We start from the raw sequence: 13,227 nt of genomic DNA, 5'->3' as shown, positions 1-13,227 counted from the left end.
CTCGGAAGGGCATGTCGCGGCCAGCGCGGTTTCGCGCGGCGGCGCCGCCGCGGTCGCGCCCCAGGCGGGCGCCGCCGCGGGCGATGCCGCCGAAGGCGAGGACGTGCCGTACCGCGACACCCGCTACCTGCCGGTCACCGCGACCCTGCGCTTCGACGGCGACGGCCTGGACGGCGTGCTTGCCAGCGCGCGTGCGCGCATGGACGTCTACAACCCTTACCGCATCGACAGCGAGACCATCGCCGGCCGGCGGATCCCGCTGGCGGCGAACTACTCGGCGGCCTACGGCGTGTGGCTGGCGCGCTCGGACCTGGCGCGGCTGAGCCTGTCGAGCCTGCTGCGGCCCAAGCAGGCGCGCGCGTTCCAGCCGCGCGTCTACCTCAACCAGCCCTACGATCCGAACAAGCGCGTGATCGTGCTGATCCACGGCCTGGCCAGCAGCCCGGAGGCATGGGTGAACCTGGCCAACGAACTGCTCGGCGACGAAACCCTGCGCCGCCGCTACCAGCTGTGGCAGGTGTTCTATCCGACCAACCTGGGCATGCTCTCCAACCGCGCCGCGATCGCCTCGGCGCTGCAGCGCACCTTCGCCCACTACGACCCGCAGGGCGACGACATCGCCAGCCACGACGCGGTCCTGGTCGGCCACAGCATGGGCGGGGTGATCGGGCGCCTGCTGCTGGCCGACAGCGGCGAGCGGGTCATCGACGCCTCGCTGGCGCAGTTGCCGGCCGACGCCGCGCGGCGGCTGCGCGCCGACCCGATGGTGCGCGAGCTGACCGTGTTCCGGCCGATGCCGCAGTTCGGCCGCGCGGTGTTCATGGCCGCGCCGCAGCGCGGCGCGGTGGTCACCGACGGCTGGCCGCTGCGCATGGTGCGCAAGCTGATCCGGCTGCCGTTCGACGTGCTGCGCGATACCGCCGAGCTGATCCAGCGCAATCACGTCAGCGCCGACGAACTCGAACGCATCGGCTTCCGCAAGGGCCGCCCGCCGACCGGGCCGGACGATCTGAGCCCGAATTCGCTGTTCATGCGCAGCACCCGCGACCTCGCCGTCGAGCCGGGGCTGCCGTACCACGTGATCGTGGCCCAGCGCGATCCCAAGCTGCCGCTGGCGCAGTCCAGCGACGGCGTGGTGCCGTACCCGAGCGCGCACCTGGACGGCGCGGTGTCGGAGAAGATCGTGGTGTCCGGCCACAGCGTGCAGGAAACGCCGCAGGCGATCGCCGAACTGCGGCGGATCCTGCACGAGGACGCGGACAACTACGACAGCCGCGGCAAGCGCTGAGCGCTCGCAACGGCGGCGACGGCGGCGCGCCGTCGCCGTGCGCGGCTCAGTGCTGGTGGCCCGGCAGGATCCCGCCGCCCTTGCCGTCGGGCACCAGCATGCGCACGTTCTGCATCATGCCGCGGTCCTCGTGGTCGAGGATGTGGCAGTGCAGGACGTATTCGCCGATGTAGCGCTCGTAGCGGGTGCGCACCACGACCCGATAGCCTTGTTTGACGAACAAGGTGTCCTTCCAGGTGTTGCGCAGGCCGGCGTACTGCGGATCGTCCTTCTCGCCGGTTTCGCTGACGTCGTTGCCGTTGGGGTCGAGGATCTTCACGACCTGGAACGGATTGACGTGGATGTGGAAGGGATGGCCGCCGACCAAGGACGTCAGCTGCCATTCCTCGGTGCGGCCCAGCACCAGGTCGCGCGCCTGGTTGGGCGCGTAGGACTTGCCGTCGATCTGGTATTCGTCGGCCTTGGTGATGTTGAATTCGAGCGTCTGGGTGCCGACGACGTCTTTCTCGGCGATGTCGCGATGCGGCGCGAACGCGCTCAGCCTGAGGCCGTCGCGCAGGTCGGCGAGCACGCGCGGCAGCACGTCGGCGGGCATGTTGCGCTCGGCCGAGGCGCTGAGCTGACGCAGGATCAGCGCGCGCGTGTCGATCTGCTCGCCCAGACCGGCGACATCGGCGAAGCCGAGCAACTGGCGGTCCTCGGCGGCCTGGGTGACGCTGGCGCTGGCCGGCGCGGCCGCGTCGATCACGCAGTAGCGGCCGGCCTTGGGGAACGCCACCAGCACGTCGCTGCGGTAGCCCGGCTGCAGCACGTTCTCGCGCTTTTCGATCATGCGGCCGTGGGTGAGGCCGTCGGCGGCGACTTCGAACTGGCTCAGCACCGGGCCGGTGCAGTTCTTGTCGACCCAGGTCTCCAGCGCCTTGCCGGCCAGCCCCGCCGGCGCCGCGCTGCGGCTGCGCAGTTCGCGCAATTGCAGATTGACGGTGTCGCGCACGCCGGCGTGCAGCAGGCGCCAGCGCTCCAGGCGGCCGGCCTGCAGGCCGGTGAAGGTCGGCAGCACCACGCCGTTGACGCTGGTGTAGCGGCCGGATTTCTTCCAGGTGCCGAAGCCGAACTGGTCGGCGTAGTTGTCGATGCGGCCGACGTCGCCGGGATCGCAGATCCAGCGGCCGTCGGCGGCGGTCTTGATGTTGCCCTTGCCGTCGCGGCAGGCGTAGGCGACCTGCTGGAACATCACCAGACGCTCGGGCAGCGGCTGGTTGGACGCGTCGCGCAGCAGGGTGTCGAGATCGCCGTTGCGCGTCGGCGAGGGCAGGCGTTCGCCGCGCACGATCAGCGCGCCGGCCATGCCGCTGGAAACCTGCAGCGCGGTCGAGCCGTGCAGGTGCGGGTGATACCAGAACGTGCCGGAGGGATGGTCGGCCGGCAGGTTGTATTCGTATTCGAACGACACGCCCGGCCGCAGCGTCAGCAGCACGTTGTCGCTGTTGCCGGTCGGGCTGACCCACAGGCCGTGCGAATGCAGGTTGGTGGAGTTGAAGCAGTGCGGCGTGTTGATGCTCGGCTGGGCGCAGTCGGGTTCGGGCTTGAGGTCGTTCTTGAGCGCGATGCGCACGGTTTCGCCGGGCGCGGTGACCACGGTGGGCGCGACGAAGGGAATCGCCGGATGGGTGCCCGGGCTCTGGTAGGAGCGCAGCTCGACGGTGTCGTAGCGCGAGGTGGCCGGGTTCCAGATCTTCGAGCGGGTCATGCCGACGACCAGTTCGAGCTTGGCCTCGCGCGTGTCCAGCGGCTGCGCGCCGGCGCTGGTGAGCAGCTTCTGCGTGGTCGCGGCCGCGTCGGTGGAGCGCAGCATGCGCGCCAGCACCGGCGGCGCGGCGACGCGTTCGGCGGTAGCGGCGGCGGGCGCGTCCTGCGCCAGCGCGGCGCCGGGCAAGGCCAGCGCCAGGCACAGCGCGAGCGCGGCGCGCGGCGGCGCGTGGAGGGAGCGGAAAGCGGAAGTGTTCATGCGGAACCCCTGTTGGCATGAAGCGTGCCGTCGCGGCACGGTGGTGCCGATGCGCGCGCCGCGCTCGCGCGCTGCGCCGGATCGGCGGTGATCGGTTCGGTGTGCTGGTTGCCCCTGCGGCGCCGCGCTGCCGCTGCCGTACACGCGCGACGCGCGACTGTGCGGGCGGTGCGTGGCCGAACGCGAACCGCATCGCACTGCGCGCGTCGCCGCGGCGCCGAGTGCGTGCCGTCTCCGGTCGCGCTCGCTTGATGAACGGCGAAAGCCTGTGCGCGAGGACAGCGCGTGCGGCATCGTGCGGACGCGGCGGATGCTGCGGCGCGGGTCTGGAGTACGGGTCTGGAGCGGGGTCCGCAGTGGCGCGAAGGCCGGATCGCGGAGTGCGTCGATCTGCAGATCGACGCTCGGATCCACGGCGATGGCGCAAGCGGGATGGAAGGTCGGCGCAGCGCGCGGCTGGACCAACGCGATCGCGTCATCGCGCCGAATGCGACCGGTGGCTGCGATCGGCGTGCGCCGCGATCGCGCGGCGTCCGGTCGGCGCCGCGGCGGTGTCCGAACACGCCCAGGGATACGACGGCCAACCCGCCCGGGCACACATCGCGCCTGCGACCGGCGGCACGGGTGGAATGCGGTTTGGCGCAAATCGGGCGCGCTGCGCCTGTTCAGGTTCGAGCCCCGGCCGCGGGCCTGGCCGCGAATGGGTGCGGACCGGTTTGCCCTGGCATCGGTAACAAGCCTTGCGCCGCAAGGTTTTCGCGTTCGCGGCCCGATCCACGCGAGAGCGTTTCAAATGAACCGGCAAGTTCTGTTTTGCAGTGCAGCGTGCAAACCCGATAACGCTTCCTTCACGATCAGCCCGCATCCCGACGTGGGGGAGGGAGCAAGCCCGCAACCGGTTCATCCGGGAGCGGGCTTTTTTATTGCCCACGATTTTTATCGCCCGCGCCGCCCGTGCGCATAGACACGACGCGGGCACAAGGGCGCTGCGGCGATCCGACGCAAGCCGGCGCAGCGCGCCGCTGCGAACCCGCTCTCGCCCGCGCCATCGCCGCCGTGCTGGCAAGCCCGCGCGCAAGACGTCCCGCATCGCCATGCGATCATCCGCGCATGCACGATTCTGCTTCCGTCACCGCCGCCGCCGACTTCTCCGCCCTGACCGAACGCGCCCTCGCGCGCCTGCGCAACGCCTCCGAGCCGGCCCGCGCCGCGCTCGACGACGCGGCGCTGGCGCAGCGCGTCGCGCGCGTCGCGGTGGTCAGCGACTTCGCCATCGACACCCTGGTGCGCCAGCCGGCGCTGCTGCTCGCGCTGGCCGCCGACGACGGCGCCCAAGTCCCGGCGCCGCCGCAACTGGACGCCGAAGGGCGCGCCGACTGGGCCACGCGCCTGCGCCGCTACCGCGCCGCGGGTTCCACCCGTTTGATCTGGCGCGACGCGCTCGGCCTGGACTCGGTCGCCGACACCTTGCGCGGCAGCACCGAACTGGCCGAGACCTGCCTGCGCCTGGCCCACGACGCGCTCGAGGACGAGTTCGAGCGCCGCTACGGCGCGCTGCGCACGCCGGCCGGCGAACGCGTGCGGCTGGTCGTGTTCGGCCTGGGCAAGCTCGGCGGCGGCGAGCTCAATTTCAGCTCCGACGTCGATCTGGTCTACGCCTACGAGCACGACGGCAGCACCGAATTCGACGGCCGCGACCCGGCGCGCGCGCTGGACGCGGAGAGCTACTTCGCCAAGCTCGGCCAGCAACTGGCGCGCCTGCTCGACGAGCCCACCGCCGAAGGCTTCAGCCATCGCGTCGACCTGCGCCTGCGGCCGTACGGCAACGCCGGCCGGGTGGCGTGGTCGTTCGCGGCGATGGAGCAGTATTTCCAGCGCGAAGGCCGCGACTGGGAACGCTACGCCTGGCAGAAGGCGCGGCCGGTGGCCGGCGATCTCGATGCCGGCGAGCGCTTCGTCGAGGCGCTGCGGCCGTTCGTGTACCGGCGCTATCTCGACTTCGGCGCGCTCGACGGCCTGCGCGCGATGAAGGCCGCGATCAGCGCCGAAGTCGCGCGCAAGGAGCTGGCCGACGACATCAAGCGCGGGCCCGGCGGCATCCGCGAGATCGAGTTCCTGGTCCAGGCGCTGCAACTGATCCGCGGCGGGCGCGAGGCCGAGCTGCGCGGCCGCCGCCTGCTGCCGGCGTTGCAGGCGCTGGTCGCGCAGCGCCAGATCGGCGAGGACGCCGGCGCCGCGCTGGCCGACGATTACCGCTTCCTGCGCCGCCTGGAAAACCGCCTGCAGATGCTGCGCGACGCGCAGACCCACGCGCTGCCCGCGGGCGAGGCCGAGCGCGCGCGCATCGCGTCGGGGCTCGACTACGCCGATTGGGACGCACTACGCACCGAACTGGAACGGCGACGCGAGCGCATCACCGCCGAGTTCGACGCGCTGCTGGCGCCGCGCCGCCGCCGCGCCGCGCCCGACGCGCTGACCGCGTACTGGCGCGCGCTGCCCGAATCCGGCGAGGCGCAGGCGCTGCTCGACGCCGGCTTCGACGCCGCCGGCGACGCCGATGCGGCGCTGCGCGATTTCGCCCGCAGCCCCGGCGTGCGCGGCCTGTCGGACGCGGCGCGCGCGCGCCTGGACCGGGTGCTGCCGTCGCTGTTGCAGGCCGCGGCCGCGTCGAGCCAGCCGATGCTCGCGCTCAAGCGGCTGCTGGCGCTGCTGCACAACGTCCTGCGCCGCAGCGCCTATCTGGCCCTGCTCGACGAACAACCGGCGGCGCTGTCGCGCCTGGTTGAAGTGGTATCGCGCAGCGCGCTGCTGGCCGAGCGCCTGGCCTCGCATCCGCTGCTGCTGGACGAACTGCTCGACGCGCGCGTCGCCGGGCCGCTGCCGGACCGCGAGGAGCTGCTCGCCGCCTGCGCCGGGTTCGACGCCGGCGGCGATGTCGAAGAAGCCTTGCAGGCGATCAACGAAACCCGCCAGGCGCTGAGCTTCCGCATCGCCATGGCCTTGCGCGACGGCCGCCAGTCGGCGCAGGACAGCGCGCGGCAGCTGGCGTGGCTGGCCGATGCGGTGGTGACGCAGGTGCTGGCGATGGCGCAGGCCGAAGTCGCCGCCGCGCACGGCCGGGTGCCCGGCGCGCGCTTCGCCGTGCTCGGCTACGGCAGCCTCGGCGGCGAAGAGCTGGGCTTCGGTTCCGACCTGGACCTGGTGTTCCTGTACGACGCGCCGGCGGTGGCGGGCGGCGCCGCCTCCGACGGCGCGCGTTCGCTCGACGCGCCGCGCTGGTTCGCGCGGCTGGCGCAGAAGATCGTCGCCCTGCTCGGCGCGGTGACCGCGGCCGGGCGTCTGTTCGACGTCGACGTGCGGCTGCGCCCGGACGGCGCCAAGGGCCTGCTGGTGTCGTCGCTGGCCAGCTTCGCCGAGTACCAGGACGAGCGCGCCTGGACCTGGGAGCACCAGGCGCTGGTGCGCGCGCGCTTCGTCGCCGGCGACGCGGCCTTGCACGCGCGCTTCGACGAAGTCCGCGCGCGCACCCTGACCCGCGCGCGCGAGGCCGGCAAGCTGCGCGGCGACGTCGCCGCGATGCGCGCGCGCATGCGCGCCGAACTCGACCGCAGCGACGCCGCGTTCTTCGACCTCAAGCAGGGCGAGGGCGGGCTGGTCGACCTGGAATTCCTGCTGCAGTACCTGGTGCTGCGCGACAGCGCGCGCGCGCCGGCGCTGCTGGCGCCGCGCGACACGCCGGGCCTGATCGACGCGGCCGAAGGCGCCGGCGCGCTGGATGCGCACGGCGCGGCGGCGTTGCGCGCGGCGCACCTGACCTTGCTCGCCGCCGGACTGGAATGCACGCTGGACCGGCGGCCGCGGCGGGTGGCCGAGACCGGGGAGATCGCCGCGGCGCGGGCGGCGATCGACGCGGCGATGCGCGCGGCCGGCTTGCGCGAGCCGGCCGCCTGAGCGGCCGCCGCGCGCGCCTCATTTGTCGCCGAGGCCCGAGCAGCCCTTGAGCAAGGCCGCCAGCGCATCGCTCTGCACCTTGCCGGCGCCGGCGGCCTCGGCCACGGCGCGATAGCACTTGTCCTGGCCGCGGTTGCTGTTGGCGTAGTAATCGCTGAGCCCGCGCGAAATCGTCTGCGACGCCACCCCGGTGGCGAAGATCTTGCCCAGGCCGATGCTGGCGCCCACGCCCGGGCTGGAGCCGGCGGCGGCTTCGGCGCCGCTGCGCGAACGGAAGCTGCCGAACACCGAGTACGAATCGCCGCGATTGGTCAGCGCCGACTTGGCTTCCTTGAACCGGTTCAACTGGTCGGTCTCGGCCTTCATCGCGCTGGCTTCGCGCTCCTTGAGCGTGCCGATGCGGTCGCCGATGTCGGCCACGGCCTGTTCGTACAGGCCCTGGCTGCCGAGGTTCGCGACCAGCGCCTGCTCCACGCTCGACAGCTGCCTGGCCTCGGCGCGGGCTTTTTGATCGCGGTATTTGTTCTTGTCGTCGTCGCTCGCGTTCGGGCTCTGCGCCTGGGTCTGCAACACCGCCAGCGTGTCCAGTTCCTTCTGGTAGTCCTGCTGTTTCTTCCAGGCGTCTTCCAGCGCTTTCCTTTGTTGCTCGGCCGCCGCGCGCGCCGCGGTCGCGGCCTGCGAGGTGGCCGCGGCGCTGTTGTAGCTGTTGAGCAGCTGCTTAAGCGCGTCGTTGACCGCATCGGCGTTGACCGGCGATACCGCGCCCGGCGAATCGCCGAGCTGTTCGCTGCCGCCGATCACCTTGACCTGGTGCAGGTTGGCTTCGCAGGTGGCGCTGTTGCTGTTGGTCTGGCAGGCCTTGGACACGGCCACCGGCACGTAGGCGGCATCGACCTGCTTGAAGCCCAGGCTCATCGACAGTCCCGGCGTTTCGGTCGAGGTGGTGGCGATGTCCACGCCGACCGAGGTCTTGGACGAATACACCAGCGGCGCCTGTTCCAGCGTGGCGCAAGCGCACAGCGCGAGCAGCGCCGCGGCCGACGAGGAATACTTCAAAACGTTCATTGCCTGGCTTCCCCTGTGTCGGTGCAGATGTCCGCAGCCTTGACGCCGCCTTGTTCCAGCGCCTGGATCAGGCGCCGGGTCTCGTCCGGGCGCTGGCCGATCAGCACGACCCGGCACGCGGCCGGATCGGGCGCGTAGAGCGCGACGCGCGAGTGCAGGCCCAGGCTGAATTCGCCGGGCCCGGCGAACACGCCCAGGCCGCGGCTGCGCACCGCGAACGGCGCCTGCGCGTAAGGCAGCACGCGGGCGCCGAACAAGCCGCTCGCGCGGATCGTGCCGGCGTCGGTGTCGACGGCGACGGTGGCGCAGCCGGCGCCGGCCGCGCACAGGGCCAGCAGCAGCGAGGTCGCGGCGGTGCGTGCAGGCGCGGCAGTCATTGCCGTCGTTCCCGGTCGATGGCGGCGGCGCTCTCCGGACGCGGGCGCAGCATCGTTGCCGCGTCCGCGCCCGGACCCCTGGTGCAAGCGCGGCCCGTTGCTGAGCCGAACGCGGCGCGGCGGCCGCGCCGGCCACCGCCGGTGCGGTTCAGTCGTTCAGCGCCAGGCGCCGCCGCACTTCCGCCGCGACCCGCGCGGTCTCGCGCAGCGGGGTCACCGGATAGGCGCGCAGATGCGGATCGAAGGCGTGCGCGCGGCGCAGGCCTAGCAGGCTGTCGACGAAGCGCCGCGGCCGCCCTTCGACCCGGTCGATGCCGAACACGAACAGCGGCGCGCGCGTGGCCGCGGCCTCGGACAGCATGTTGACCGAGTCGGCGGTGCAGACGATACGGTCGGCCCAGCCGAGCAGGCCGGGGTAGGGGTTGGCGCCTTCGCCGGGTTCGTACCACGACACCTGCGGCAGCGACGCCAGCCGCTCGCGCAGGCGCGCGCGGATGTCCGCCGGGGTGCGCCGCGAGGTGGTCGCCAGCAGGCTGCCGCCCTCGCGTTCCAGCTGCGCCGACAGGCGCGAGGCCAGCGCATCGAAGGCGGCGCGGTCGAAGCGGGCGTGGGCGCTGGAGCCGCCCAGCAGCAGCGCGGTGCGCGGACCGGGCAGCTGGCCGAAGGCGGGGAAGGTCTTGCGCGCGCCGGCCAGCCACAGGTCGTCGACCGGGTTGAGGCTGCCGAGCAGGGTGATCACGTTGGGTCCGCGCAGGCCGTCGTGCTCGGGCGCGATCACCAGGTCCCAGTGCGAGGGCGGGATGCGCGGGTCGAGGATCTGCACCGCGCGGGTGGCGTCGCTGCGCATCAGCCGGGTCGCCAGCGCGGCCTGGCGGCCGCAGCCGACGACGAGCTGCGGGCGTTCGCCGCGCAGCGCCTGGGCGAAGCCCTCGCCGAAGGCCCGGTCCGCGCCGGGCAGGCGCCGCGGCGCCAGCCAGCGCCAGGGCGCCTGCGGCTGCAGCAGCCAGTGCCGCGCGGTGCGCCCCAGGGCCAGCGCCAGGGCCGAAGCCTGGCGCTGGTTGCCGGCCAGGCCGTCGGTCAGCAACCAGGTTGCAGTGGTGGCGTCATTCTTCGCCGAAATGCCGTTTCGTTGCACAGATGCAGGTAATCCGTTCCGAGGGTGTCGATTTAGCGGCCGGGGCGAGACTCTACACTTCCGTCTCCCGATCACCTGCCCAGCTTGGCAGCCCCATGGAGAAGAAGATGTCCAAGGTCCTCAGCGACGACGCCCTCGATCAGCTGTTCCGCAGCGCCCGCACCCACAACGTGCTCGGCGGCGAGATCAGCGATCAGACCCTGCGCCAGCTCTACGACCTGACCAAATGGGGCCCCACCAGCGCGAACGGCTCCCCGGCGCGGTTCGTGTTCGTGAAGTCGGCCGAGGCCAAGGAGAAGCTGCGCCCGGCGCTGTCGGAAGGCAATCTGGCCAAGACCATGGCCGCGCCGGTCACCGTGATCGTCGCGCACGACCTGGAGTTCTACGAAAAGCTGCCCTACCTGTTCCCGCACGACGACGCGCGCAGCTGGTTCGCCGGCAACGACGCGGCGATCAACACCACCGCGTTCCGCAACGGCAGCCTGCAGGGCGCCTACCTGATCCTGGCCGCGCGCGCGCTGGGCCTGGACACCGGCGCGATGTCGGGCTTCGACAACGCCAAGGTCGACGCGGCGTTCTTCGCCGGCAGCAAGATCAAGTCCAACTTCCTCATCAACCTGGGCTACGGCGACCACGACAAGCTGTTCCCGCGTTCGCCGCGGCTGCCGTTCGACGAGGCCGCGCGCATCGAGTGATGCGTGCGCGCCGGCACGGTTCCGCGCCGGCGTCCGCCCGGCGCCGCACGCGCGGCGCCATAGTGGTTCCCCCGCAACACCGCGACATCCCCACCACCAGCCCCACCCGACGACACTTTCGAGGAGTTCTCCCATGAAGCGCATCCTGCTCGCCGCCGCCCTGGGCCTGGCATTCGCCGGCGCCGCCAGCGCCGCCCCGGTCACCTACAAGATCGACCCCAACCACACCGACGTGATCGCCAGCTGGAGCCACTTCGGCTTCTCCAACCCGATCGCGCATTTCGGCAAGGTCGACGGCTCGATCACCTACGACGCGGCCAAGCCCGCGGCTTCGTCGGTGCAGGTCACCATCCCGCTCGACGGCCTGGATTCGCACGTGCCGGACTTCGACGAGCACCTCAAGAGCGCGGATTTCTTCGACGCCGCCAAGTACCCGACCATCACCTTCAAGAGCACCAAGGTCGAAGCCGCCGGCGCCAACAAGCTCAAGGTCACCGGCGATCTGACCGTGCACGGCGTGACCAAGCCGGCGGTGCTGGACGTGAACATCAACAAGGTCGGCGAGCAGCCGATGGCCAAGCGTGCGGCGGCCGGCTTCGACGCCACCACCACGCTCAAGCGCAGCGAGTTCGGCATCGGCAAGTACGTGCCCAACGTCAGCGACGAGGTCAAGATCCGCATCACCACCGAAGCGATCGTGCCGAAGAAGTAAGCGGCGCACGTAGCCGTCGGTATCGGCGACGGTACCGGCGGCCGGCGCGCGACCGCGCCGGCGGATGCGCGCCGCGTCCCGTGCGCGGCGCGCATGGCGGTAAAATGGCGCGATGATCATCCAACGCCTTTCCCACGACCGCGGCCGCGCATCGGCCGACGGGGTCGACAGCCTGCTGACGTTTTCCGCGGGCGCCTATTACGATCCGGCGTGGATGGGCTTCGGCGCCTTGCGCGCGGTGCGCGAATTGCGCGTGGATCCCGGCGCCGGCCTGGCGCTGCACCGGCACGCCAATATGGACGTCTTCAGCTATGTGCTGGAAGGCGTCATGGGCTTCGAAGGCGCGTACGGTTCGCAGGGCGAGGACGGCGAACGCGGCACGGTCCGCGCCGGCGAGCTGCAATGGCTCGGCGCCGGCCACGGCCTGCGCCATCGCGCGTTCAATCCGGCGGCGGATGCGCCGCTGCGCTTCCTGCAATTGTGGATCCAGCCCGACCGGCTCAACGCGCGGCCGGCCTATGCGCTGTCGGCGGCGCCGGCGGCGGGCGAGGGCGGCTGGGTGCTGCGCGCCTCGCGCGACGGCGCCGAAGGCGGCCTGCCGGTGCGCCAGGACCTGCGGCTGTATTCGCTCGCCCTGGCCGCGGGCGCGCAGGCGCGCCACGCGCTCGATCCCGGCCGCTCGTATTGGCTGCAACTGCTCGCCGGCGGCGCGCAGGCGCACGGGCGCGCGCTGGCCGCCGGCGATGCGCTGGGCCTGATCGGAGAATTCGGCGAACTGGCCCTGATTGCCGGCTCCGCCGGCGCGCAGGCGCTGCTGCTGGAGCTGCCGTCGCCGGATTGAGCGTGCGGGGCCATAGTCGAGATCGGAGCGAAAAGCATCGGGGCTGAAGCCCCTCCCACAAGGGGCCTGGATTGCAGGGGGCCTGGATTGTGGGAGGGGCTTCGGCCCCGATGCTTTCGTCTTGTGGGAGGGCCTTCAGGCCCGATGCCTTTCATCCTGTGGGAGGGCCTTCAGGCCCGACGCTTTCGTCTCCGCCGCGGCCGCCCCATCCGCCCAGGCGCGTTTGGCGCCGTTTGGCCGCATCGCTCGCCGCGCCGGCCGCCTCGCCGGCCGCGGCCCGCCTGCACGCGCCGCCGCGCCCACGCTGCTAAAATGCCTGCCCGCGTCGCCACCCGTCGTGTCCCAATGACCACCGCAGCCAACGCCCACCCCACCCAGGCCAACGCCGATCAGCGCTACACCGTGACCCGCGCCGACCTGCCGCTGAGCTGCCCGCTGCCGTCGATGGCGCTGTGGAACTCGCATCCGCGCGTGTACCTGCCGATCGAAGCCGAGCGCGAGTGCCAGTGCCCGTACTGCGGCGCGCACTACACCTTGGTCGACTGACCGCGCCGCCATGACTTCGCCGCAGCCGACCTCCACGCGCCGGCTGACGGCGATGCAGTTGCTGCCGGCGCTCGAATCCGGCGGCGTCGAGCGTTCCACCCTGGAAATCGCCGAGGCGCTGGTGCGCGCCGGCCACCGCGCGATCGTGGTCTCCGCCGGCGGCCGGATGGTGCCGCGGCTGCTGCAGCTCGGCGCCGAGCACATCGAACTGCCGATCGGGCGCAAGTCGCCCTCGACCCTGCTGCATGCGTTCAAGCTGCGCCGGCTCATGAGCGAGCTGCGCGTGGACGTGCTGCATCTGCGCTCGCGCCTGCCGGCCTGGATCGGCCTGCTGGCCTGGCGCGGCCTGCCCGAAGACGCGCGGCCGGCGCTGGTGACCACCGTGCACGGCCTCAATTCGCCGTCGCGCTACAGCCAGGTGATGACCCGCGGCGAGCGCGTGATCTGCGTGTCCGAGACCGTGCGCGACTACGTGCTCCAACACTATCCCGACACCGACCCGGCCAAATTGCGGGTGGTGCCGCGCGGGATCGATCCGGCCGCGTTCCCGCGCGCGCCGCGGCCCGACCGCGAGGCGCGCGCCTGGGCCGCGGCGCAGCATCCGGCGCT

The 13,227-nt window shown here is 72.1% G+C and carries 11 protein-coding genes; 7 read left to right on the top strand and 4 right to left on the bottom strand.

What is annotated here, in order from left to right; all coding sequences use genetic code 11:
- On the top strand, positions 1-1,288 hold a 1,288-nt coding region (locus tag A7A76_RS06365; RefSeq protein WP_206410397.1), incomplete at its 5' end, for an esterase/lipase family protein.
- Positions 1,289-1,334: 46 nt separating this feature from the next.
- On the opposite strand, the gene A7A76_RS06360 is transcribed toward A7A76_RS06365, so the two are convergent.
- Positions 1,335-3,296, bottom strand: a complete 1,962-nt coding sequence (locus A7A76_RS06360; protein ID WP_206410396.1) for a multicopper oxidase family protein — start codon at positions 3,294-3,296, stop codon at positions 1,335-1,337.
- Positions 3,297-4,406: 1,110 nt separating this feature from the next.
- Between A7A76_RS06360 and glnE the strand changes: the two genes are divergently transcribed.
- On the top strand, positions 4,407-7,247 hold the full coding sequence (glnE, locus tag A7A76_RS06355) for a bifunctional [glutamate--ammonia ligase]-adenylyl-L-tyrosine phosphorylase/[glutamate--ammonia-ligase] adenylyltransferase (protein WP_206410395.1): 2,841 nt from the start codon (positions 4,407-4,409) through the stop codon (positions 7,245-7,247).
- Positions 7,248-7,265: 18 nt separating this feature from the next.
- Here the strand turns inward: glnE and A7A76_RS06350 are convergent, their stop codons facing one another.
- The 3 genes from A7A76_RS06350 to A7A76_RS06340 form a co-directional block, all read right to left on the bottom strand.
- Positions 7,266-8,312, bottom strand: a complete 1,047-nt coding sequence (locus tag A7A76_RS06350; RefSeq protein ID WP_206410394.1) for a hypothetical protein — start codon at positions 8,310-8,312, stop codon at positions 7,266-7,268.
- Positions 8,309-8,689 carry a hypothetical protein gene (locus tag A7A76_RS06345; protein ID WP_206410393.1) on the bottom strand — a complete coding sequence of 127 codons (381 nt, stop codon included), beginning with the start codon at positions 8,687-8,689 and terminating at the stop codon, positions 8,309-8,311. The genes A7A76_RS06350 and A7A76_RS06345 overlap by 4 nt, the downstream gene beginning before the upstream one ends.
- Before the next feature lie 148 nt (positions 8,690-8,837).
- Positions 8,838-9,824 carry a mitochondrial fission ELM1 family protein gene (locus tag A7A76_RS06340; protein ID WP_343225294.1) on the bottom strand — a complete coding sequence of 329 codons (987 nt, stop codon included), beginning with the start codon at positions 9,822-9,824 and terminating at the stop codon, positions 8,838-8,840.
- Between the two features lie 107 nt (positions 9,825-9,931).
- Here A7A76_RS06340 and A7A76_RS06335 point away from each other — a divergent pair, with 107 nt between their 5' ends.
- The 5 genes from A7A76_RS06335 to A7A76_RS06315 all read left to right on the top strand — a co-directional run.
- A complete protein-coding gene (locus A7A76_RS06335; RefSeq protein WP_206410392.1) occupies positions 9,932-10,519 on the top strand; it encodes a malonic semialdehyde reductase in 588 nt (195 codons plus the stop codon).
- A 133-nt stretch (positions 10,520-10,652) separates the two neighbouring features.
- Positions 10,653-11,231 (top strand): YceI family protein, encoded by a 579-nt coding sequence (locus A7A76_RS06330; RefSeq protein WP_206410391.1) that lies wholly within the window; start codon positions 10,653-10,655, stop codon positions 11,229-11,231.
- 112 nt (positions 11,232-11,343) lie between these two features.
- Complete coding sequence (locus tag A7A76_RS06325) at positions 11,344-12,072, top strand: pirin family protein (RefSeq protein WP_206410390.1); 729 nt, start codon at positions 11,344-11,346, stop codon at positions 12,070-12,072.
- Between the two features lie 345 nt (positions 12,073-12,417).
- Positions 12,418-12,618: a zinc-finger domain-containing protein gene (locus A7A76_RS06320; protein ID WP_057946305.1), complete on the top strand. Its 201-nt coding sequence runs from the start codon at positions 12,418-12,420 to the stop codon at positions 12,616-12,618.
- Positions 12,619-12,628: 10 nt separating this feature from the next.
- Positions 12,629-13,227, top strand: a 599-nt coding sequence (locus A7A76_RS06315; RefSeq protein WP_206410389.1) for a glycosyltransferase, incomplete at its 3' end; no start/stop codon positions are given.

Source organism: Lysobacter enzymogenes (assembly GCF_017168095.1).
GTDB lineage: Bacteria > Pseudomonadota > Gammaproteobacteria > Xanthomonadales > Xanthomonadaceae > Lysobacter > Lysobacter enzymogenes_D.
Note: the sequence above shows the minus strand (reverse complement) of the source record. Positions and strands in the feature narration are given on the sequence as shown.